20 protein-coding genes and 4 tRNA genes are annotated in these 20813 nt (G+C 63.5%); 8 read left to right on the top strand and 16 right to left on the bottom strand.

Annotated elements, in window-relative coordinates; genetic code table 11:
* Nucleotides 1-67 precede the first annotated feature (67 nt).
* From ACK4FZ_RS07560 to ACK4FZ_RS07585, 6 genes are all read right to left on the bottom strand, one after another.
* Nucleotides 68-508, bottom strand: a complete 441-nt coding sequence (locus ACK4FZ_RS07560; protein WP_409819470.1) for a ProQ/FINO family protein — start codon at nt 506-508, stop codon at nt 68-70.
* A 146-nt stretch (nt 509-654) separates the two neighbouring features.
* Entirely contained in the window at nt 655-1083 is a 429-nt protein-coding gene (locus tag ACK4FZ_RS07565) for a type IV pilin protein (RefSeq protein ID WP_409819473.1), read from the bottom strand.
* A gap of 14 nt (nt 1084-1097) precedes the next feature.
* Complete coding sequence (locus ACK4FZ_RS07570) at nt 1098-1505, bottom strand: PilX N-terminal domain-containing pilus assembly protein (protein WP_409819475.1); 408 nt, start codon at nt 1503-1505, stop codon at nt 1098-1100.
* On the bottom strand, nt 1502-2209 hold the full coding sequence (locus ACK4FZ_RS07575) for a PilW family protein (RefSeq protein WP_409819477.1): 708 nt from the start codon (nt 2207-2209) through the stop codon (nt 1502-1504). Before ACK4FZ_RS07575 ends, ACK4FZ_RS07570 begins: the two co-directional genes overlap by 4 nt.
* 5 nt (nt 2210-2214) lie before the next feature.
* Nucleotides 2215-2805 (bottom strand): prepilin-type N-terminal cleavage/methylation domain-containing protein, encoded by a 591-nt coding sequence (locus tag ACK4FZ_RS07580; protein WP_409819480.1) that lies wholly within the window; start codon nt 2803-2805, stop codon nt 2215-2217.
* Nucleotides 2806-3315 (bottom strand): GspH/FimT family pseudopilin, encoded by a 510-nt coding sequence (locus ACK4FZ_RS07585; protein ID WP_409819482.1) that lies wholly within the window; start codon nt 3313-3315, stop codon nt 2806-2808.
* Nucleotides 3316-3609: 294 nt separating this feature from the next.
* Between ACK4FZ_RS07585 and gltX the strand changes: the two genes are divergently transcribed.
* Both gltX and ACK4FZ_RS07595 read left to right on the top strand, forming a co-directional pair.
* Nucleotides 3610-4995 (top strand): glutamate--tRNA ligase, encoded by a 1386-nt coding sequence (gltX, locus tag ACK4FZ_RS07590; RefSeq protein WP_409819485.1) that lies wholly within the window; start codon nt 3610-3612, stop codon nt 4993-4995.
* A 171-nt stretch (nt 4996-5166) separates the two neighbouring features.
* Nucleotides 5167-5940: a substrate-binding periplasmic protein gene (locus tag ACK4FZ_RS07595; RefSeq protein WP_409819488.1), complete on the top strand. Its 774-nt coding sequence runs from the start codon at nt 5167-5169 to the stop codon at nt 5938-5940.
* Between the two features lie 44 nt (nt 5941-5984).
* Here the strand turns inward: ACK4FZ_RS07595 and ACK4FZ_RS07600 are convergent.
* From ACK4FZ_RS07600 to ACK4FZ_RS07615, 4 genes are all read right to left on the bottom strand, one after another.
* Nucleotides 5985-6061, bottom strand: a tRNA-Pro gene (locus ACK4FZ_RS07600).
* Between the two features lie 23 nt (nt 6062-6084).
* Nucleotides 6085-6161, bottom strand: a tRNA-Pro gene (locus ACK4FZ_RS07605).
* A 24-nt stretch (nt 6162-6185) separates the two neighbouring features.
* Nucleotides 6186-6262 (bottom strand) — tRNA-Pro (locus ACK4FZ_RS07610).
* 25 nt (nt 6263-6287) lie between these two features.
* Nucleotides 6288-6364, bottom strand: a tRNA-Pro gene (locus ACK4FZ_RS07615).
* Nucleotides 6365-6457: 93 nt separating this feature from the next.
* On the opposite strand from ACK4FZ_RS07615, the gene ACK4FZ_RS07620 reads away from it, so the two are divergent.
* The gene (locus ACK4FZ_RS07620; RefSeq protein WP_409819491.1) at nt 6458-7450 is read left to right on the top strand and encodes a recombination-associated protein RdgC; all 993 of its coding nucleotides are present in this window, start codon (nt 6458-6460) and stop codon (nt 7448-7450) included.
* Between the two features lie 164 nt (nt 7451-7614).
* Nucleotides 7615-8451, top strand: coding sequence for a hypothetical protein (locus tag ACK4FZ_RS07625; protein WP_144372107.1), 837 nt, complete (start codon nt 7615-7617; stop codon nt 8449-8451).
* A gap of 65 nt (nt 8452-8516) precedes the next feature.
* On the opposite strand, the gene ACK4FZ_RS07630 is transcribed toward ACK4FZ_RS07625, so the two are convergent.
* Complete coding sequence (locus ACK4FZ_RS07630) at nt 8517-8906, bottom strand: rhodanese-like domain-containing protein (protein ID WP_409819494.1); 390 nt, start codon at nt 8904-8906, stop codon at nt 8517-8519.
* A 121-nt stretch (nt 8907-9027) separates the two neighbouring features.
* On the opposite strand from ACK4FZ_RS07630, the gene ACK4FZ_RS07635 reads away from it, so the two are divergent.
* The 4 genes from ACK4FZ_RS07635 to ACK4FZ_RS07650 all read left to right on the top strand — a co-directional run bounded on the left by ACK4FZ_RS07635 (nt 9028) and on the right by ACK4FZ_RS07650 (nt 13884).
* Nucleotides 9028-10053, top strand: a complete 1026-nt coding sequence (locus ACK4FZ_RS07635; protein ID WP_409819496.1) for an efflux RND transporter periplasmic adaptor subunit — start codon at nt 9028-9030, stop codon at nt 10051-10053.
* Nucleotides 10053-13247, top strand: coding sequence for an efflux RND transporter permease subunit (locus ACK4FZ_RS07640; RefSeq protein ID WP_409819499.1), 3195 nt, complete (start codon nt 10053-10055; stop codon nt 13245-13247). Before ACK4FZ_RS07635 ends, ACK4FZ_RS07640 begins: the two co-directional genes overlap by 1 nt.
* Nucleotides 13244-13471 (top strand): DUF2892 domain-containing protein, encoded by a 228-nt coding sequence (locus ACK4FZ_RS07645; RefSeq protein ID WP_144372111.1) that lies wholly within the window; start codon nt 13244-13246, stop codon nt 13469-13471. Before ACK4FZ_RS07640 ends, ACK4FZ_RS07645 begins: the two co-directional genes overlap by 4 nt.
* A gap of 80 nt (nt 13472-13551) precedes the next feature.
* Entirely contained in the window at nt 13552-13884 is a 333-nt protein-coding gene (locus tag ACK4FZ_RS07650; RefSeq protein ID WP_144372112.1) for a rhodanese-like domain-containing protein, read from the top strand.
* 73 nt (nt 13885-13957) lie between these two features.
* Here the strand turns inward: ACK4FZ_RS07650 and ACK4FZ_RS07655 are convergent, their stop codons facing one another.
* The 5 genes from ACK4FZ_RS07655 to rpiA form a co-directional block, all read right to left on the bottom strand.
* Nucleotides 13958-16300, bottom strand: a complete 2343-nt coding sequence (locus ACK4FZ_RS07655) for a heavy metal translocating P-type ATPase (RefSeq protein ID WP_409819501.1) — start codon at nt 16298-16300, stop codon at nt 13958-13960.
* Nucleotides 16301-16361: 61 nt separating this feature from the next.
* Nucleotides 16362-17375: a magnesium/cobalt transporter CorA gene (corA, locus tag ACK4FZ_RS07660; RefSeq protein WP_409819503.1), complete on the bottom strand. Its 1014-nt coding sequence runs from the start codon at nt 17373-17375 to the stop codon at nt 16362-16364.
* 184 nt (nt 17376-17559) lie between these two features.
* On the bottom strand, nt 17560-19053 hold the full coding sequence (gene ppx, locus ACK4FZ_RS07665; RefSeq protein WP_409819506.1) for an exopolyphosphatase: 1494 nt from the start codon (nt 19051-19053) through the stop codon (nt 17560-17562).
* Nucleotides 19054-19272: 219 nt separating this feature from the next.
* A complete protein-coding gene (phoU, locus tag ACK4FZ_RS07670; protein WP_409819508.1) occupies nt 19273-19989 on the bottom strand; it encodes a phosphate signaling complex protein PhoU in 717 nt (238 codons plus the stop codon).
* A gap of 139 nt (nt 19990-20128) precedes the next feature.
* Nucleotides 20129-20791 (bottom strand): ribose-5-phosphate isomerase RpiA, encoded by a 663-nt coding sequence (rpiA, locus tag ACK4FZ_RS07675; protein WP_144372370.1) that lies wholly within the window; start codon nt 20789-20791, stop codon nt 20129-20131.
* Between the last annotated feature and the right edge of the window lie 22 nt (nt 20792-20813).

Raw genomic sequence — 20813 nt, forward strand, 5'->3', positions numbered from 1 at the left:
TTTTGTCCTTGCTGAAAAAACAAAACCCCTCGCCGTATCGGGAGGGGTTGTCTGGCCGCTGTGCGGATTATTCCGCGCTGTCGGTCTTGGCGGCTTCGGCGACCACGGCTTCAGCAGCCGGTACCTCGGCGGCAACCGGTGCTGCAGCGTCGGCCTTGGCCGGGCGCGGCTGTACCATGCGCTCGGCGGCGGCTTTTTCTTCCGGGCTCACCACGCCGACCGGCTTCATCGCCAGGTCGAAGCGCTTGCCGCCGCGGGCCAGCGACTTGATGTAACGCTGACGGCGGCAGTGGTTAGCCAGCACACGGGCCACCAGCTGGGCGTCGAACTGCGGCAGTTCGGCGATCAACGCCTCGTGGATGCCCAGCGCCAGCGGCAGGAAGCGCTTGAACACATCGTACTTGGCGTAGACGTGAGCGGCGATCATCTCGGTCTGGCTTTTCTTGCTCAGGCTTTGTACGGCCGTCTTCAGTGCCGCACCCAGTGCTGTTTCATTATTCGGTTTCATGGCGTTTTTCATGGTTCAGGTCACCGGGCAAAGCAGGTTTGCGCGCAGTCCTTTCAGTATCGGCACGTGCGGACGGCGACGCCATCCGGCAAAAAGGGGGCTATCTTAATGCAGCCGGCGCCCAGACGCCAGCCGCATGACACCGCTTACCAACAGTTGGCCGCAGTATAGCCGCTGGTGGCGCTGCTGACGCCTTTGACGCCGGTATTGGTCAGCGTCAGGATATTGCACTTGTCGGTATTCTGCCCGGCCTTGCTTTGCGGCGTGGCGCTGAGGGTGTAACCGACAGTCGGGCTGGCCGCCGCGATGCTGATGTTGTAGTAACCGTTTTCGGTCAGGCCACTACTGGCAATGCCCATCACCGTGCCCAGCGACGCCAGCGTGGTGCTATACGTATTGTTGGCCGAATAGTAGCGCTCCTGCGCCAACGCCACCGCGGCCAGCGCGGTCTTGGCCTCGGTGCGGTTGGCGCGCACCACGTAGTCGCGGTACAGCGGCATGGCGATACTGCTGAGAATGCCAACAATGGCAATCACGATCACCAGCTCTATCAGGGTAAAGCCCTGCTGCTTCATGTGTTTCTCCACAATCATTCTTCTACCGATATCACCGACTCCAACGCGGTGACCGAGTCGTTACGCACCCCGGTCGCGCTGGCCACAATCCGATAAAACACCTTGCCACCCGAGGCAACGCAGTTATTGATACAGCTGATGGTATAGCTGGACGAGGCGCCCCCCAGCGGCGATACCGTGTTGCGTACTACGGTAGCGGAACCGGTCAGAGCGGACAGGTCATCCACCGTGCCCAGATAAACCTCGGCTTCACGCAATGCCGCTTCGGCAGCAAAAAAGGAAACGTTCTTCTCACGCACATTACCGGCAATGCGCTCCTGCACAATGGCACTTTTGGTGACAGCAAAGCCCAACAGGCCCAGCACCAGCAGGAACACCATTACCACCAGCAGCGAAAAGCCGCGTTGTTGCATCCGGCTCATGGTGCGTTCCTCACGTATACCGAAGTACGGAATACCTTGGCGATGCGGTTATTACTGGTGCTGCTGGCCGTGTTGCCGCAGTCGGTAAAGCCCACCGCCGACGGCGCTACATTGTTTTCCAGTGACTCCACCACCATGCACACCCTGATAGCGTATACGGCAGACGCCGGTGCTGTCGCAACGTAACGGTCGGGAATACGGTCACCGGAAACATCTTCACCGTACTCGAATACCAGTTGCGTTACGCCCGGCACCACTTCGTTACCGTCACAAGCCAGGCTGTTGCCGTTGCGGTTGATGACATGGGTCACCGCCGAGGCCACACCCATGCCGCGGCCCTGGCAATCCACGATATTGCTGTCGTCAGCACCCCGCACCCGCAGCTGCAAGGTAGACGAGCTACCGGCAAACAGTTGCGAGACGCCCATTGCCACCGCACTGCCACTGGCGTTGACGGCCGGATACAACGTGGCAAAGCTGCTGGCTATCTGCGAGTTGGCCACATAACCGGCCTGGCGGATCTGTTGCCCCAGCCACGACATGGCAAAGCGGCCACGCTCCTGCACGTCGGCCTGCGCCTGCTGGGTGCGGTAGGTTGACTTGTTGGCGATAAAAAACTGCGCGGCCACCAGAATCAGAAACAGCGACAGTGCCAGCGACACCATCAGCTCCACCATGGTCAGACCGTATTGTCTTGTTTTCATGGCGCTTACCTGAACACGTAACCGAGACTGGCCGCACCGGTGCGCGGGTCTTGCCAATTGATCACCACCTGGAACGAACACGGCTGGTTGGCCGCAGAGCCGGAAGCCAGCGAATAATTGCAGCTGGCTGCGGCAATGCCACTGGCCACCACGCCATTACGCATCAGGTTCAGGCTCCAGCTGCCGCCGGGCAACACCGAACTAGCATTGCTGACCCAGGTATCCATCGCAGCATCGTCGGCAGTAGCGATAGCGGCCTGGCTGGCGTTGGCCGCCGTTACAGCGGTACACATTGCCGCAGCATCGGACGGGTCGGTCCCGGAAGCAGCATTGAAATAGCAGCCCACTGCCGAAGCAAGGCGGTAGAGGTTGTTGTCTTCGTCGTACACATAGATATTGTCGCCGGTATTGGCACGTACCCGCTCGGCGTAAGCCAGTGCCAGCTCGCCGGCGCTGGCGCGCAGATAAGCCAGCCGCGTGGATTGCAGCGCATTGGTCTGCAGCATTGATACTGCCAGCAGGCCGAAGCCGATGATCACCACCGACACCAGCAGCTCGACAAAGGCAAAGCCTTGCTGTGAAGCATTGTGATTCATTCAGTTACCTACCCGGATACTGCCGTAGGGAGCAATGGTGACCGTAGCAGACACGGTGCTGTCGCTATTGCGGAACACCACGACACCGTCACTACTATTGATACGCGCATTGCTGGCGTCGGACTTCACCTGGCCACTGGGAGCAAAGCGCAAACCGGCCAGACTGGCCGACGCCACGGCGCCGGCTTCGGCCTGGTGCACTTTCAGTACCGTACCGCTAGCACCCCCGGTGCGCACCAGAATGATCCAGTTCTGGTTCCACTGTGCGGCAGTACCGCAGCTGGTGGCGGTGCTCTGCGAGGCAGCGCATACCGTTACATCGGCACCACGCCGAATGGCCTCGGAGCGCGCCTGCCCCAGATCTGCTGCCAGCGCGTAGGCAAATGACTGTACTTTATTCTGCGCCACAAAACGGTTGTAGGCAGGCACGGCATACGACATAACAATGGCGATGATGGCCACCACCACGATGGTTTCTACCAGTGTAAAACCGCTTTGCTTGTTCATCATAGCCCTGACAGCCATTGCGCTGGAACTACCCTCAGAATAGCGCAGCCAGCCAGCGGCCAAGCTCGCGCTTTTACAGAAAAACCTTGTCTAATCCACGCAGGGTAACGCAGCCAGTGTTATCGATACAAACACATCCGCGTATTTTGCTTACAGCTGTCAAAAGCCCTGGCCATTTTAAAGCAGCTTAGCGCAGCAAGCGGGCGCTCTCGTCTGCCAGCTGCTACTGCGCGGTTTGCCCGCCCTTTCGCTGGCAACGTACAATACCGGTTTTACGATTCACAGCAGGCGTAGACCATGATCCGCACCCGTTTTGCCCCCAGCCCCACCGGTTTCCTGCACATCGGCGGCGTGCGCACGGCACTGTTCTCCTGGGCGTTTGCCCGCAAGCAAGGCGGCACCTTCGTGCTGCGCATCGAAGACACCGACCTGGAACGCTCTACCCCGGAATCGGTAAAAGCCATCATGGACGGCATGCACTGGGTAGGCCTGGACTACGACGAAGGCCCGTTCTACCAGACCCAGCGCTTTGACCGGTACAAGGAAGTGATCCAGCAACTGCTGGCCAGCGGCCACGCCTACCTGTGCTACTGCAGCAAGGAAGAGCTGGACGCGCTGCGTGCCGAACAGGAAGCCCGCGGCGAAAAACCGCGCTACGACCGCCGCTGGCGCCCGGAAGACGGCAAAACGCTGCCGCAGCCGCCGGCAGGCGTACAACCGGTGGTGCGCTTCAAAACCCCGTTGACCGGCTCGGTAGTGTGGGAAGACGCGGTCAAAGGCCGCATCGAGATCAGCAACGAAGAGCTGGACGACCTGATCATCGCGCGCCCGGACGGCAGCCCCACCTACAACTTCTGCGTGGTGGTGGACGACTGGGATATGAACATCACCCACGTCATTCGCGGTGACGATCACGTCAATAACACCCCGCGCCAGATCAACATCCTGCTGGCGCTGGGCGCCCCGCTGCCGGTGTACGGCCACCTGCCGATGATCCTTAACGAAGACGGCCAGAAGATGTCCAAGCGCCGCGACGCTGTCAGCGTGGTGGACTACGCCGCCAAGGGCATTCTGCCGGAAGCGCTGCTGAACTACCTGGCGCGCCTGGGCTGGGGCCACGGTGACGAAGAATTCTTCAGCATGGAACAATTCGTCGAGTGGTTCACGCTGGAAGCGGTCAGCCCGTCCGCCAGCCGCTTCAACAACGAAAAATTCCTGTGGCTGAACGCCCAGCACATCAAGGCCGCCGACAACGCCCGCCTGGGCGAGCTGATCGCCGAGCGCCTAGCTGCGGCCAACGTCGACACCCGCCACGGCCCGGCACTGGCCGACGTGATTGGCCTGGTGAAAGAGCGCGTGCAAGACCTGAACGCGCTGGCCCGCGAGGTGGACTATTTCTACGCCAAGCGCAGCCCGCAAGCCGAAGACGTGGAAAAGCACCTGGGCGCCGACAGCCACGCCCGCATGCAACGCTTTGCCGACCGCCTGGCCGCGCTGGATAGCTGGAACACCGAGAGCATCCACAGCCTGTTCAAGCCGTTCTGCGCCGACGAAGGCATCAAGATGGGCCAGCTGGGCATGCCGCTGCGCGTGCTGGTATGCGGCACCACCCAGACGCCGTCGGTTGACGCGGTACTGGCCTTGATCGGCAAGGAAGAAGTGCTGCGCCGCATTCGCGGCTAATGCTGCATCTCGACCGGGGTGGCACCATGCTTTGCCACCCCGTCGTGATTTCCCCACATTCCAATTTATAGATACGTTTATCCGTATTCTTAATGTTTTATCCATACCGGCATCACGGCCGACAATTGGGGCATACCTGTTTTTTTGCCACCGCCGTGCACCACGTTGCCCATGCCTATTCGACGTCAGCCTTCAACCAGCCGCTTGCTTGTCTGCCTATGCCTCGCACTCAAACCGGCCGTCAGCCTGGCACAGACCGCCAACCCGGCCATCAGCCTGGCAACGTTTCACTACCCGCCTTATATCGATAGCAAGGCAGCGGATCAAGGCGCACTGGTCGCCATTGTCCAGGCCGCGCTGAAGCTGGAAGACATTCCGGTGCATATCACGGTCTTGCCATGGCAGCGTTTGAGCTCCCTGTCTTCCAGTGGTCGTTTCGATGGCGTCATCGGGGTACGCCGTCACGACGAAAAAACCCTGAAGGTACGTATGTCGCAAGCCGTGTTTTATAGCGTGATCGGTTTTTACCAGCGCAGCCAGTTTTTAACGATGACGAGCAACCCGCTCGCCGGCCGCCGCGCAGGCGTAGTGGCGGGCTATAGCTACACGCCAGTCATCTGGCAGCTGGGTAGCAACTTTGATCAGGCACGTGACGATGAAACCAACCTGCGCAAGCTGCAACAGGGGCGAATAGACATTGCCATCAGCGAGAAGGCAGTAGGGGAAGCGCTAATCCGGCAAAACCGTATTCCGCGCAGCCCGGCGCTGTACTGGGGTGAAGTGGTTCTGGCCAGGGAAGCGTTATCGGTGGGCTTTTATAATGGCCCGCTGCAAGCATACTGGCAGCAGGCGTTTGAACGCGGTTTGCAGAAACTGCAACATAGCGGCCGCTATCGGGAAATCGTGGCGAGCCACAGGCTGCAAGACTACGCTGCAATCAAATAAACAGGATAGAAACAACAAAGCCTGCACGCGGCAGGCCAGTATGATGGTCGGGGTGAGAGGATTCGAACCTCCGGCCTCTACGTCCCGAACGTAGCGCTCTACCAGGCTAAGCTACACCCCGACGGTGCATGTGCTTACAGATTGTGGTCGGGGTGAGAGGATTCGAACCTCCGGCCTCTACGTCCCGAACGTAGCGCTCTACCAGGCTAAGCTACACCCCGATGGTGCATGATACTTACAGATTGTGGTCGGGGTGAGAGGATTCGAACCTCCGGCCTCTACGTCCCGAACGTAGCGCTCTACCAGGCTAAGCTACACCCCGATCAAAATAGTGCTTGTGAATGAAATGGTCGGAGTGAGAGGATTCGAACCTCCGGCCTCTACGTCCCGAACGTAGCGCTCTACCAGGCTAAGCTACACTCCGCTGCCGATTCATTCATCCTGAAATCTGACTGGCAGTAGCGTTTTTACGCTACAATCAATGCGATTCAGCAAGGACAAAGATTATCTATCAAATATGTGGTTTAAGCAACTCTCTTTTTTCCGCCTGGACGACAACTTCCCCATCGACAGCGCCAAACTGGGTGATGCCCTGGCCCGTCGTCCGTTTCAACGCTGCAGTGGCCTCGACTGGTTCAGCGAAGGCTGGGTTGCCCCCGCCGGCCACCTGGACAGCCCGCTGCACGAATCGCGCGGCTACCGCATGGTCAGCCTGCGCCGCGAGGACAAAGTGCTGCCCGCCGGCGTGATCCGCGATCACCTCGACGGCAAGGTCGCCGAGATCGAAGCCGCCGAACTGCGCAAGGTTGGCCGCAAGGAAAAGCTGCAACTCAAAGAGCAGATTACCGACGACCTGCTGCCGCGCGCCTTTACCCGCTCCGGCCGTACCACTGCCTATATCGATAGCAGCCGCGGCTGGCTGATGGTCGATAGCGGCACCGCCAGCAAGGCAGAAAACCTGGTGTCCACGCTGCGCGAAGCCCTGCCCCCGTTCCCGGCCGCGCTGCCGCGTACCGCGCTGTCGCCGCATGCGGTAATGACCGACTGGTTGGCCGCCGGCGAAGCCAGCTACGGCTTCGAGCTGGACGCCGAGTGCGAGCTGAAAGACAGCAGCGAGAACGGCGCCGTGGTGCGCTGCACCCGCATCGACCTCACCGCCGAAGAAATCCGCCAGCATATTGCCACCGGCAAGCAGGTTACCCGCCTGGGCCTGATCTGGCGCGAGCGCATCCGCTTCGTGCTGACCGACCAGCTGCAACTGAAGCGCCTGCAGTTCTTGGACGTACTGCAAGAGGAAGCCAGCCAGGCCGGTGACGATCTGGCCAGCCTGTTTGACGCCACCTTCCTGCTAATGGCCGAGGAGCTGGGTGATCTGGTCAACGACCTGGTCGCCGCGCTCGGCGGCCTGGACGCAGGCGCAGGCAGCAGCCCGGCACCGCTTGCATTTACCGCCAGCGCCAGCACTGCAGCCACCGGCGATAGCAGCACCATCGATACGCCTTGGGACTGAGCGTTAGCCACGACCAACGCCCTGCACAGCCCCCGCCTGGTCGGGGGCTGTGGCTTTGCTACACCAGCCATGACATGCCGATAGCGCTTCTGTCTATAGCTATAACCAAACGCTGTAAAATCGTGTAGGCTTCAATCTACTTACTCTTGAAACGCCGCCCGATCATGAACGCCAAAACCAGCAAAGCCACTACCCCGGCGCCGGCACCGGAGCCACCACCGCTGCCGCCAATGGAAAACGAGGTGTTCCTGGCCGGCCTGTCCACCACGCACGGCGAGCAATTGCTGGCACTCAGCGACGGCGGCAACCCGGTGTACGTGTTCGTGCGCCGCAGCTTCGGCAAGACGCAACAGTCCGACTTTTTCCGCATCCAGTTTGCCGCCTTTGCCCAGGTGCAGGGCGGGCAATGGAAGCCATACCAGGGCGAAGTCAGCGAGTGGCTGAACACCCGCAACTGCCTGCAGGTATCGGTAGACCACCCACGCCAGTGCGTGCAGTTCGGCCCCAAATCCGGCTTTAACCTCAGCGCAGAGCTCACCGGTATGGGCCTTACCAGCTACGCCTACGCCCAGGCCATCCTGTGGCTGAAGAGCCAGTATTCGGAATACAGCGTGCTGCCCACCACGCTGCCCAACCCGGAAGCAGAAGGGGATGAAGCCCGCGTCAAACGCAATGCACGGCTGGCGGCGCAGGGTTTTGATATCGAGTTTCTGGACAGCGAGCAACGCTCCGGCCGTTATTTCAAGGACAAGATCTCGCGCCTGATCAGCAACTGGGAAACCGACAAGATCACCGAAGTGCCGATTGCCGCCCTGCTGGACAATATTGCGCGGCTGGACAATGAAAAAGCCGAGCTGCAACGCCAGCTGCACGCCATCAAGAGCCAGGAACGTTCGCTGGAAGACTCGCTGAGCAAGGAAAAGCAGACCAACCTGATCCTCACCGGCGTCACCTGCTTTGTGCTGGTCTTCACGCTGATGGGTATTTTCGGCCTGTACTGAGCCCTGCCCCAGCGCAAGCAAAAAAGGTTGGCCGCGGCCAACCTTTTTTTGCGCCTCCTTCCGGCTCAGTCAAACCCCAGCGCCGGCGGCTGCTGCACCGGCAGCCCGGCAGCCACCCAGGCATCGAAGCCGCCCGCCAGCGACGTGACCTTGCCAAAGCCCATCTGCTGCATCACCAACGCCGCCAGCGCGGCACGGCCACTGGTCTTGCAGTACACCAACACCGGCCGTTCCGTATCGGCCAGCGCCGCATCGCCAGACAGGCGGAACTCCAGCAAACCGCGAGGAATATTGACGGCAGCGGCCAGATGGCCGGCGCGGTACTCGTCCGGCTCGCGCACGTCCAGCAGCAATACCTCACCACCAGCCAGCATTGCCTGCGCCGCCTGCGGCGTGCATTCCGTAATCAGCGCTTTGGCAGCCGCCACCAATTCGTGTGCATTGCGTTTCAGCATGATTTCTCCTGTCTGCAGACTGCGACCTGCCCACCGGCGATCGCAAGGCCATGATAATCCTGACGTTGTACATTATCAATTTTTATATTATGTTTAGTAAAACATTAACCCGGAGCCTGCCGTGAACACTTCCCGCTTCAGCCTGCTCGCCTGCCTCGCCGCCCTCAGCGGCCCCGGCCTGGCCGCCCCGCTCGCCACACTGGTGCTGGGCAGCCAGTCGCATAGCGCCAGCTACCAAAGCCAGGGCGTGGTACAGGCGCAACGCAGCGCACAGTTGTCGGTGCCGGTGGCCGGCCGCCTGACGCAGCTACCGGTGCGGGCAGGCGACAACGTGAAGGCCGGTGCCCTGCTGGCACGGGTAGACGGCGAAGCCGCCCAACAGTCGGCCAGCGCCAGCCAGGCGCAGATTGCTGCCGCGCAGGCGCAGCTGGAGCAGGCGCGGCGCGAGTTCGCGCGCACCCAAAAGCTGGCAGCACAGAACTTCATCAGCGCGTCGGCGCTGGACAGCGCCCAAGCGCAACTGAAAACCGCCGAAGCGCAGGCACGCGCACAGATCGCCGCCGCCCGTGCCGCCGGTGCCCAGGCCGGCCTATACCAGCTGAGCGCGCCGTTTGCCGGCACCATCGCCCGCGTCAATGGCGACCTGGGCGCGCTGGCCATGCCGGGTCAAGCCATCGTCGAGCTATACGATGGCAGCGGGCTGCGCGTGGAAGTGCAGCTGCCGGCCAGCGTGTACAACAAGGTGAACCAGCAGGCCGCGCCCACGCTCAACTGGCGCGGCCAGGCGCTGAAGGTTGGCCGCATCGAGTGGTTTCCGGCCACCGACGCCAGCAGCCAGACCCGCACCGTGCGCGTCAACCTGCAAGCCGGCAGCCCGGTGCCGGTAGGCGAAATGGTGCAAGCGGGCTTCACCCTGCACGGCAGCGACAGCCAGCTACGGGTGCCGGCAGCCGCCGTCAGCCGCCAGCGCGAGTTTGACGCTGTCTATATCGTGGATGGTAACGGCCGGCCCAGCCTGCGCTATGTGCGGCTGGGCAGCGCCGAAAACGGCAGCTTCCCGGTGCTGGCCGGCCTGCGCGCTGGTGAACGCATCGCCGCCAACGCCGAACAGGCTGCCGCACTGACCCGCACACCGGGAGCACGCTGATGGATACCCCGCACAAGCTGGGCATCGCCGGCCGCCTGGCCGCGTTTTTCCAGCACGCCCGCATTACCCCGCTGATTGCCCTGCTGGCGCTGCTGCTGGGGCTATTCGCCGTGCTGGTGACCCCGCGCGAAGAAGAGCCGCAGATCAACGTCACCATGGCCAATGTGCTGATCCCCTTCCCCGGCGCCAGTGCGGAAAGCGTGGAAAGCCTGGTGGCGCAGCCGGCCGAACAGGTACTGGGCCAGATCGACGGCGTGGATCACCTGTACGCCGTCAGCCGGCCGGGCATGGCCATCCTCACCGTACAGTTCAAGGTGGGCGTACCGCGCATCGACGCGCTGGTGCGGCTGTACGACACGGTACACAGCCACGCCGACTGGCTACCCGCCGGGCTGGGCGTGGGCCAGCCACTGATCAAACCGAAGGGCATCGATGACGTGCCCATCGTTACCTTTACCCTGCACGCACGCGACCGGACTTTGGGCAGCCTGGACCTGGAACGCATCGCCCACGCGCTGGAAGGCGAGCTCAAACGCGTACCCGGCACCCGCGAAGTGGCTACCCTCGGCGGCCCCGGCCAGGCCATCAACGTCAGCCTGCTACCGCAGAAGCTGCAAGCCACCGGCCTGACCGTGGACGACCTGCGCCAGGCACTGACGGCGGCCAACCAGGCGCTGCCGCTGGGGCAAACCGTCAACCGCCAGGCCATCACCGTGGAGGCCGGCCCGTTCCTGCAAAACGCCGAGCAAGTGGCCAGCCTGATCGTGGCGGTACGCAACGGCAGGCCTGTGTACCTGCGCGACGTGGCCGAGGTGAACGCCGGCGCGCAACAGCCCAGCCGTTACGTGTGGTACGGCGACGCCAAGGGCAGCACGCCGGCCATTACCCTCAGCATCACCAAGCAGCCGGGCCGCAACGCGGTGGACATCGCCGACGCGCTGGCGCAGCGCGTGGCGCAGCTGCACGGCACGCTGCTGCCGGATAATGTGGCGGTCACGCTCACCCGCAACTACGGCGCCACCGCCAACGACAAGGCGCAGAAGCTGATCCAGAAACTGGGCTTCGCCACCGCCTCGGTGGTTGCGCTGGTGCTGCTGGCGCTGGGCCGACGCGAGGCCGCCATCGTCGGCGTCGCCGTCATCCTCACCCTGACCGCCACGCTGTTTGCTTCCTGGGCCTGGGGCTTCACGCTGAACCGGGTGTCGCTGTTTGCGCTGATCTTCTCCATCGGCATCCTGGTGGACGACGCCATCGTGGTGGTGGAAAACATCCACCGTCACCGCCAGCTGGACCCGTCGGCGCCGCTGACGGCGCTGATTCCGCGTGCGGTGGACGAGGTAGGTGGCCCCACCATCCTGGCCACGCTCACCGTGATTGCCGCCCTGCTGCCCATGGCCTTCGTGTCCGGCCTGATGGGCCCGTACATGAGCCCGATCCCGATCAATGCCTCGATGGGCATGCTGATCTCGCTGGCCATTGCCTTCGTGCTGACGCCGTGGCTGGCGCAGCGCTGGCTGCCACGGCAACCCCAGCACCACGCTGGCTTGTCTGCCCGCCTGCAACCGTTGGCCGCGCGGCTGTTCGCCCCGTTCCTGCATACCCAACACGGCGCCCGCGCACGCAGCCTGCTGCTACTGGGCGTAGCCGGCATGGTGGCGCTGTCGCTGGCGCTGCCGGTGGCCAAGCTGGTGGTACTGAAAATGCTGCCGTTCGATAACAAATCCGAGCTGCAGCTGGTGGTGGACATGCCGGCCGGCGCCCCGCTGGAAGACACCGCGGCGGTGATGCAAAGCCTGGGCAACTGGCTGGGCCAGCAGCCCGAGGTGGTGAACTACCAGGCCTACGCCGGCACCGCCGCGCCGATCAACTTCAACGGCCTGGTGCGCCAGTACTATCTGCGCAGCGGCTTTGAAAGCGGCGACATCCTGATCAACCTGCAAGACAAACACCAGCGCCACGCGTCCAGCCACCGCCTGGCGCTGCGCTACCGCCCGGCGCTGGAACAGATCGCCCGCCACTACGGCGCCCGCATCAAACTGGTAGAGGTACCGCCCGGCCCGCCGGTGATGGCGCCCATCGTGGCCGAGGTGTACGGCCCGTCCGCCGCCGGCCGTGCCGGCGTGGCGCAGCAACTGGAGGCCGTGTTCAAGCGCAGCCCGCACATCGTGGACGTGGATAGCACCGTGCAGCCGCAAGGCCCGCGCACCCTGCTGCTGATCGACCGCGAAAAAGCCATGCAGCGCGGCGTGCCGCAAGCGGCCATTGTCAGCACCTTGGCCGCCGGGCTGGCCGGCGACAACGCCACCTGGCTGCGCGACCTCAGCAAGTACGCGGTGCCGGTACAGCTGCGCCTGCCGCAAGCGTTGCAGGGCGATACCCACGCGCTGCTGGCACTGCCGGTCCGCGCCGGCGACGGCAGCGTGATGCCGCTGTCCGAGCTGGTAAAAGCGGTGCCGGCCGACACCGAGCGCCCGCGCCTGCGCAAGGACGGCATGGCGGTAGACTACGTGACCGGCGACATGGCCGGCGGCGAAGACAGCCCGCTATACGGCATGTTTGCCCTGCGCGGCCAACTGGCGACCATCCAGACCGCCAACCTGCAGCCGCTGGGCGAGTACTTCATCCGGCAGCCGGCCGACCCGCAACGCGAATACGCCATCAAGTGGGACGGCGAATGGCAGATCACCTATGAAACCTTCCGCGACATGGGCGCCGCCTACGCTGTGGGCCTGGTGCTGATCTACCTGCTGGTGGTGGCGCACTTCGGCTCCTACCTGATGCCGCTGATCATCATGGCGCCAATTCCGCTGACGCTGGTGGGCGTCATGCCCGGCCATGCGCTGCTGGGCGCGCCGTTCACCGCCACCAGCATGATCGGCATGATCGCACTGGCCGGCATCATCGTGCGCAATTCCATCCTGCTGGTGGACTTCATCCGGCTGGAAGTAGCCGCCGGCAGCGCACTGGCCGACGCGGTGGTGCGCTCGGCCGCCACCCGCGCCCAGCCCATCGCGCTGACCGGCCTGGCCGCGATGATCGGCGCGCTGTTCATCCTGGACGACCCCATTTTCAACGGGCTGGCCATCTCGCTGATCTTCGGCATTTTCGTGTCCACCTTGCTGACGCTGGTGGTCATCCCGCTGCTCTATTACATGGCCCACCGCGGCCAAACGCAGGAAAGCACCACATCATGACCATCGAACGCGCCATCCGCTTTTTTGCCGGCTGTATGATTTTGCTGTCGCTCGCACTGGGCGCCAGCGCCAGCCCGCTGTTTGTCAGCCCCAACTGGCTGTGGCTAACCGCCTTTGTCGGTGCCAACCTGCTGCAGTACGCGCTGAGCAACTTCTGCCCGCTGGCGCTGCTGCTGAAAAAACTGGGGGTGCCGGAACAGGCTGCGTGCGGCCTTCAGAAATGATTTATTGCTGTCGATAACATTAGCGGCAGTGATACCCCACTGTCCGATAACAATATCCAACGAACACACAAGGACGGGCCATGATCCACTGGTTGAAAAAACTGTTCGGCGCCCCGGCAAAACCGGTAGCAGCCATCCCGCAAGGGGCGTTGATCATCGATGTACGCGAACAAGGGGAATTTGCCAGCGGCCACGCCGCCGGCGCCATCAACATCCCGCTGGGCCAGCTGGCCAGCCGCATCGATTGGCTGAAACAGCAAAAACCGCCGGCGCTGCTGCTGTACTGCGCCAGCGGCATGCGCTCGGCCATGGCATGCAAGCAGCTGCAAAGCGCCGGCTTTGCCAATGTGCAAAACGCCGGCAACCAGGCGCGGCTGGCGGCGTTGCTGAATCGGCAGCGCCAGGCAGCCTGAGCGTGCAGCACGGAAAAGGTTGTCTGACTGGTAGATTCTATATTCCTACGGTCGCCACACCGCACACCTTGCATCACCGCCAGCGCCGCAGCAGCAGCGCATTGCTGACTACCGACACCGAACTCAGCGCCATCGCCGCGCCGGCCAGCACCGGGTTCAGCAAGCCCAATGCGGCCAGCGGGATGCCCAGCACGTTGTAGACAAAAGCAAAGAACAGGTTCTGGCGGATCTTGCCCAGCGTGGCGCGCGCCAGGCGCAGTGCGTCGGCCAGGTGCTGCAGGTTGCCGTGCATCAGCGTGACGTCGGCGGTATCGATAGCAATGTCGGCACCGGCACCCATGGCAAAGCTGACGTCGGCTACCGCCAGCGCCGGGGCGTCGTTGATGCCGTCGCCCACCATCGCCACGCGGCGGCCGGCGGCTTGCTGGCGCTGGATGTAGGCGGCCTTGTCCTGCGGGCGCTGGCTGGCGTGCACCTCGGTAATGCCGGCTTCGGCGGCAATGGCGTCGGCGGTGGCCTGCTTGTCGCCGGTGAGCATCACCACCTGCACACCCAGTGCCTGCAAGGCGGAGACGGCGGCGGCCGACGTTGGCCGCAAACGGTCGGCCAGCGCCAGCAAGGCCAGCGGTGTGTCGCCGGCGGCCAGCGCCAGCACGGTCTTGCCTTGCGCGTACAGCGCGGCAGCCTGCGGAGGCAACTGACCCAGCGCCCATTGCGGCTCGCCCAAGCGGTAGGCCTGGCCGGCAATCTGGCCACATACGCCGTGGCCGATCTCGCTATCGAACGCGGCCAGATGCGGCAGCGCCAGCTGGCGGGCAGCCGCGGCCTGCACGATGGCTTGCGCCAGCGGGTGCTCGGCGCCCTGCTCCAGCGTGGCGGCCAGCGTCAGCACGGCGTCGGGCTGGATGTCGGCCAGCGGGATGATGTCGGTAAGCTGCGGCTTGCCTTCGGTGAGGGTGCCAGTTTTGTCCACCACCAGCAGGTCGATGTTGGCCGCGTGCTGCAAGGCAGCGGCGTGGCGGAACAGCATGCCGCGCCGCGCGCCCACGCCGACGCCCACCATCACGGCAGTGGGCGTGGCCAGGCCCAGCGCGCACGGGCAGGCAATCACCAGCACCGCCACCGCGTGAATCAACGCCTGCTGCCAATCGCCCAGCCACCAAGCCGTGATCAGTAGCGTCAGCGTGGCAATGGCCAGCACCACCGGCACAAAGATGGCCGAAATGCGGTCGGCCAGCGCCTGGATCGGCGCCTTGCTGCCCTGCGCCTGCGCCACGGCGCGCACGATGGCGGCCAACTGCGTGGCCTGGCCGACGCTGGTGGCACGTACCTTCAGCATGCCGCCGGCGTTCTGGGTACCGGCGTACACGGTATCGCCCTCGCCGCGCGCCACCGGCAGGCTTTCGCCGCTGAGCGCGCTTTCGTCCAGCACCGCGCTGCCGGCCAGTACGGTGCCGTCTACCGCCAGCCGCTCGCCGTGGCGCAGCACCACCACGTCACCGGGCAACAGCTTGCCGATGGCCACCTCTTGCAGCTGACCATCACGTTCCACGTTAGCGGTCTTGGGCGACAGCGCCAGCAGTGCTTCGATAGCGCCGGCGGTGCGGCGCTTGGCGCGGCTTTCCAGCAGCTTGCCCAGCAGCACCAGCGTGATCACCGACACGCTGGCCTCGAAGTACACGTGCTGGCTGTGGTCGGTGGCCAACGTCACCCACGCCGACAGCAACCACGCCACGCTGGTACCCAGCGCCACCAGTACGTCCATGTTGGCCGCGCCGCTACGCAGCGCATGGTAAGCGCCACGGTAGAAACGCCAGCCGACGATGAACTGCACCGGCGCCGATAGCAGCAGCTGCCATTCACGGGATAACCAGCCGTGGTGGCCGCCGCCGAACATGGCCACCATCTCGCCGATAAACGGCAGCGTCAGCAGCAGCGCCAGCGCAAACCAGGCCAGCTCGCGACGGTCGTCGTGCTGCGGCGTGGCCGGTGCGGCGTCGTCCAGCACGCTGGCGCCAAAGCCGGCGCCCTGCACCACCGCCAGCAGCTGTTCGGGGGTATACAGGCCGCTGGCAAAGCGCAGCTGTGCGGTTTCGCTGGCCATATTGACGCTGGCCTGCACGCCGGGCTGGCGGTTCAGCACCTTTTCGATACGTTGGCCGCAGGCGGCGCAGCTCATGCCAGTCAGCGCCAGCGTCAGCACCGCGTCTGGCACGGCAAAGCCGGCGCGCGCAATGGCGTCCAGCACTTGCTGCGGGCCGGCTTGCGCCGGGTCGTAATCGACGTCGGCGCTTTCGCTGGCAAAGCTGACGCTGGCGGCCACGCCGGGCAGACGGTTCAGCACTTTTTCGATGCGCAGCGCGCAGGCGGCGCAGCTCATGCCGCTGACGGGCAGGTGTAAACGGGCGGTATTCATCAGGTGTTACCGGTTGACTGACGCCCTTATCGTATACCCCACCAGGGTATAAAACAAGCCACTACAACCAGCGCCGGCGCCAGAACACCAGCAGCAGGCCCAGCGCGATAGCCAGCATCAGCCCCATCACGTAGAAGTAACCGTAGTGCCAGTGCAGCTCGGGCATATTGTCGAAATTCATGCCGTAGATGCCGGCAATCAGCGTCAGCGGCATGAAGATGATGGTGATGACGGTCAGCACCCGCATCTGCACGTTCAGCCGGTTCGATTGCGCCGACATGTACAGGTCCAGCATGCCGGAAATGACTTCGCGCGCCGCTTCCAGCGACTCGATCAGGTGCAGGGTGTGGTCGAAGGCGTCGCGCAGGTAGACCAGCGTATCGCGCTGGAAAAAGTCGTAATCGCCGCGCACCAGCGTGTTGAGTACCTCGCGCAGCGGCACCAGGGCGCGGCGCAGACGCATGGCGTCCTGCTTCTGGCGCTGGATGCGCGCCAGGATGAAGCGGTCGTGGCCGCCCAGCACTTGGCGGTCCAGGTCTTCTACCCGCGCGTTGAACTGGTCCAGCACGCCAAAATAATCGTCGATGATGGCGTCCAGCAGCGAATAACCCAGGTAATCGGCACCCAACTGCCGCACCAGGCCACGGCCGGCCTGTAGCCGCTCGCGCAGCGCGGCAAACACGCCCAGCGGCCGGGTCTGGAAGCTCAGCACGAAACCCTGCCCCAGCACCAGAAACACCTGGTCGTGTACCAGACGCTGGCCTTCGTCCTGGTAGCGATACACGCGGGTGGCGATGAACAGGTAGTTACCGTAGTCGTCTACTTTGGGCCGCTGCCGCACGCTGGCGATGTCTTCCAACACCAGCGGGTGCAGACCGAAGCGCTGGCCGATGGCCTGCAGCGCGGCCGGGTCGGTCAGGCCGTACACGTTCAGCCACAGATTGGGCAGCGCCGGCTGGTAAGCCAGGCCGGCGGCCACGCTGTCGAAGCGGGTTTCGCGATAGTCGTCGCGGCTGTATTCTACCAGCGAGATACTGCTGGTGACGGTGTCTGCCACGGCTGCGTGCGGGTTCATACGGGGTCTCCCAACCGGGCAAGGCTGCAGTGGAAAAGGCCCGCCAAGGCTTTCACCACCGAAAGCGCGGGCAGCCGCGGCCTTGCTGTTTACAAGACAAAGCCTGTTTGCGTGGCAAACAGGCTTTGTCATTTATTGCGGCCGCCCGGAAGGCAGCTTGGCGCTGTCAGGGCCTTGCCGCCGCTTAGTCGCCGCGCAGCTCCAGCGCCACGCCGATAGCTTTCCACTGCCCGATTTCCTGGCGGAACGCCGCTGTAGTCAGCGGGTTGGCCGCCAGCCAGTCTTTACCCACGGTCAGCGCGTAACCGTTCATGGTCTGCGTCAGGCCGTGCACGGCGTTGATGTCCAGCTCGTTGCGGCTGCGGTAGAACAGTGCGGCCAACCTCAGCGACAGTACCGCCGGCCACAGCGCCGGGTCAGTCACTTCTTTGACCATCTTGCCCATATCGCCACGATGGCCCAGCACGATGGTGGCAAGCAAGCTCTGCTCACGGCGAGAAAAGCCCGGCATGTCGGCGTTGGTGAGGATGTAAGCCGAATGCTTATGGTAAGCGGTGTGCGCGATGGTGAGGCCGATTTCGTGCAACCGCGCCGCCCACAGCACGCGCTTGAGCATGTCTTCGTCCAGCACATCGCCCGACACCATACGGAACAGGCGCTCGGCCAGGGCAGCGACACGCTGCGCCTGCGGCACGTCCACGTGGTAACGGCGCTTGAACTGGGTGACTGTCGAGTCACGCATGTCTTTTTCACGCTGACGGCCCAGCAGGTCGTACAGCACACCGTCGCGCAGCGCGCCGTCGGTGACGATCATCTGTTCGATAGCCAGCGATTCGAAAATGGCGATCATGATGGCCAGGCCACCCGGCAGTACCGGTGCACGGTCGTCTTTCAGGCCCAGGATGCGGATATCGCGGGTGTGACCGCAAGCGATCAGATCGTCGCGCAGGCGCTTCATGCCGCGCAGGGTGATCTCGCCGCCGCTCCAGCCGTTCTGCTCCATGATGTCGCGCAGCGAGCGGGCAGTACCGGAGGTGCCCACCGCCAGCTGCCATTCGCTGGCCGGGTATTCGTGCACGATGCGCTGGATTTCGTTGCGGGCGGCCAGCTCGGCATCGCGGAAAGCGACCTTGCTGATCTTGCCATCCATAAAAAAACGCTTGCTGAACACCACGCAGCCCAGCGGCAGGCTTTCGGTGACGTGCGCCTTGTAGCCGCTACCGATGATGAACTCGGTAGAGCCGCCGCCGATGTCCACCACCAAGCGGCGCTCTTTGGTGGCCGGCAGGCTATGCGCGGCGCCCAAGTAGATCAGGCGGGCCTCTTCGCGGCCGGCGATGATTTCGATGGGGAAGCCCAACAGACGCTCGGCTTCCACGATGAATTGGGGCGCATTCTTGGCCACGCGCAGCGTATTGGTACCCACCACGCGCACCTGCTTCGGGTCCAGGCCGCGCAGACGTTCGCCAAAACGCGCCATGCAGGCCAGTGCGCGCTGCAGGGTTTCCTGGTTCAGGGTTTTGTCTTCTTGCAAGCCACCGCCCAGGCGCACGGTGTCTTTCAGCGAATCGAGGGTATACAGCTGGTCGTCCATCACGCGGGAAATCTGCAGCCGAAAGCTGTTGGACCCCATGTCCACGGTGGCCAGCACGTCAAACGGGGGCTTAACGGAGCTCAAATGTCACCCCTTCTTTCATGTTCAGTTGGTCAATAAAAAACGGCGGTAACCATACAGTTACCGCCGCTGGCTGCCTGCCCCGTCGACAGGGCCTGCTCCGGCAACACCCCAGAGCAAAGTGACAGCAATGGGCCCCATTACGGCACGCGGCGCCGCAAAGCGGGCCGGCGTCAGGCGGCAAAGTGGAATGTTACCGCCGCTGGCGCCAGCTGGCCATGCTTATTGCGTTACCGGGCCACCCATGGATTCGCGTTTCTTGTCTTCCAGCGAGGTGTGGCGGATGTCCTTGCCACGCACCAGGTACACCACGTACTCGGAAATGTTCTTGGCGTGGTCGCCGATGCGTTCGATGGCCTTGCAGATGAACATGGTATCGATGGACATGCTGATGGTGCGCGGGTCTTCCATCATGAAGGTAATCTGCGCGCGCAGCTCGGACGCGTAGTCCTGGTCGAGCAGCACGTCCTGCTCGGCCAGCTCGATGGCGGCGGTAGCGTCCAGACGGGCAAACGCATCCAGCGAGCGGTGCAGCATGGCCAGCGCCACTTCCGCCATCTTGGCCGCCTCGCGGAAGCGCGGCGCCGGGTAACGGCCGGTCTGGTACATGGTGCGGCCAACGCGGGCGATCTTTTGCGCCTCGTCACCAATACGCTCCAGGTCGGTAATGGTCTTGATCACGGTAATCACCATGCGCAAGTCGCTGGCAGCAGGCTGGCGGCGGGCGATGATGTGCTGGCAATCTTCGTCGATCTGTACCTCCAGCGCGTTGACCTTGGTGTCGTCGGCTACCACCTGGTCGAGGCGATCGACATCGCCATTCTGCAAAGCCTCCACCGCGGCACGGATCTGCTGCTCTACCAGCCCACCCATTTGCAATACGCGGGTGCGGATGGTTTCGAGCTCCAGGTCAAACTGTTTGGAAATGTGTTCAGGCATGGCGATCTCGTCCGGAGTAAATGTACCAAACCGCCATCATATGGCGGCAAGATGACAAAATTGTTGCATCAGCTCCCGGCAGTCAGGCCGGCGCACCCGGCTGCGGCCGGATTGTGGCAGCCAGGCCGCAATGTCGAGCTTAACGCAGCTCTTTCACGCCTTCCGGCGTGCCCAACAGCAGCACGTCGGCACGGCGGCGGGCAAACAGGCCGTTGGTCACCACGCCAACGATCTGGTTGATTTTCTCTTCCAGCTGCACCGGCTCGGCGATCTGCAAGCCGTGTACGTCCAGGATGATGTTGCCGTTATCGGTGGTGACGCCCATGCGCCATTCCGGGTGGCCGCCCAGTTTTACCAGCTCGCGCGCCACGTGGCTGCGCGCCATCGGGATCACTTCTACCGGCAGCGGGAAGGTGCCCATCAGCTCGACGTATTTGCTCTGGTCGGCAATGCAGATGAACTGCTGCGCCACCGCAGCCACGATTTTCTCGCGCGTCAGCGCCGCGCCACCGCCCTTGATCATGTGCAGGTGATGGTTCACCTCGTCGGCGCCGTCCACGTACACCGGCACTTCGTCCGGGCCGACGGTGTTCAGGTCGAACACCGGAATGCCCAGCTGCTTCAGGCGCTGGGTGGAGGCTTCGGAGCTGGACACGGCGCCTTTCAGGCGGCCCTTGATCTTGGCCAGCTCGTCGATGAAGAAGTTGACGGTGCTGCCGGTGCCGACGCCGACGATGCAGTCATCCGGCACGAATTTCACGGCAGCCTGGGCTACCAGTTGTTTCAGTTGGTTCTGGTCCATGAGTGTCACTCCGGGATGGGGA

Source organism: Vogesella sp. (genome assembly GCF_046297735.1).
GTDB lineage: Bacteria > Pseudomonadota > Gammaproteobacteria > Burkholderiales > Chromobacteriaceae > Vogesella > Vogesella urethralis.

Bases quoted from the DNA above. Each gene is read 5' to 3' on its own strand.
- ACK4FZ_RS07560 (WP_409819470.1), bottom strand. From the start codon at position 508: ATGAAACCGAATAATGAAACAGCACTGGGTGCGGCACTGAAGACGGCC.
- ACK4FZ_RS07565 (WP_409819473.1), bottom strand. From the start codon at position 1,083: ATGAAGCAGCAGGGCTTTACCCTGATAGAGCTGGTGATCGTGATTGCC.
- ACK4FZ_RS07570 (WP_409819475.1), bottom strand. From the start codon at position 1,505: ATGAGCCGGATGCAACAACGCGGCTTTTCGCTGCTGGTGGTAATGGTG.
- ACK4FZ_RS07575 (WP_409819477.1), bottom strand. From the start codon at position 2,209: ATGAAAACAAGACAATACGGTCTGACCATGGTGGAGCTGATGGTGTCG.
- ACK4FZ_RS07580 (WP_409819480.1), bottom strand. From the start codon at position 2,805: ATGAATCACAATGCTTCACAGCAAGGCTTTGCCTTTGTCGAGCTGCTG.
- ACK4FZ_RS07585 (WP_409819482.1), bottom strand. From the start codon at position 3,315: ATGATGAACAAGCAAAGCGGTTTTACACTGGTAGAAACCATCGTGGTG.
- gltX (WP_409819485.1), top strand. From the start codon at position 3,610: ATGATCCGCACCCGTTTTGCCCCCAGCCCCACCGGTTTCCTGCACATC.
- ACK4FZ_RS07595 (WP_409819488.1), top strand. From the start codon at position 5,167: ATGCCTATTCGACGTCAGCCTTCAACCAGCCGCTTGCTTGTCTGCCTA.
- ACK4FZ_RS07620 (WP_409819491.1), top strand. From the start codon at position 6,458: ATGTGGTTTAAGCAACTCTCTTTTTTCCGCCTGGACGACAACTTCCCC.
- ACK4FZ_RS07625 (WP_144372107.1), top strand. From the start codon at position 7,615: ATGAACGCCAAAACCAGCAAAGCCACTACCCCGGCGCCGGCACCGGAG.
- ACK4FZ_RS07630 (WP_409819494.1), bottom strand. From the start codon at position 8,906: ATGCTGAAACGCAATGCACACGAATTGGTGGCGGCTGCCAAAGCGCTG.
- ACK4FZ_RS07640 (WP_409819499.1), top strand. From the start codon at position 10,053: ATGGATACCCCGCACAAGCTGGGCATCGCCGGCCGCCTGGCCGCGTTT.
- ACK4FZ_RS07645 (WP_144372111.1), top strand. From the start codon at position 13,244: ATGACCATCGAACGCGCCATCCGCTTTTTTGCCGGCTGTATGATTTTG.
- ACK4FZ_RS07650 (WP_144372112.1), top strand. From the start codon at position 13,552: ATGATCCACTGGTTGAAAAAACTGTTCGGCGCCCCGGCAAAACCGGTA.
- ACK4FZ_RS07655 (WP_409819501.1), bottom strand. From the start codon at position 16,300: ATGAATACCGCCCGTTTACACCTGCCCGTCAGCGGCATGAGCTGCGCC.
- corA (WP_409819503.1), bottom strand. From the start codon at position 17,375: ATGAACCCGCACGCAGCCGTGGCAGACACCGTCACCAGCAGTATCTCG.
- phoU (WP_409819508.1), bottom strand. From the start codon at position 19,989: ATGCCTGAACACATTTCCAAACAGTTTGACCTGGAGCTCGAAACCATC.
- rpiA (WP_144372370.1), bottom strand. From the start codon at position 20,791: ATGGACCAGAACCAACTGAAACAACTGGTAGCCCAGGCTGCCGTGAAA.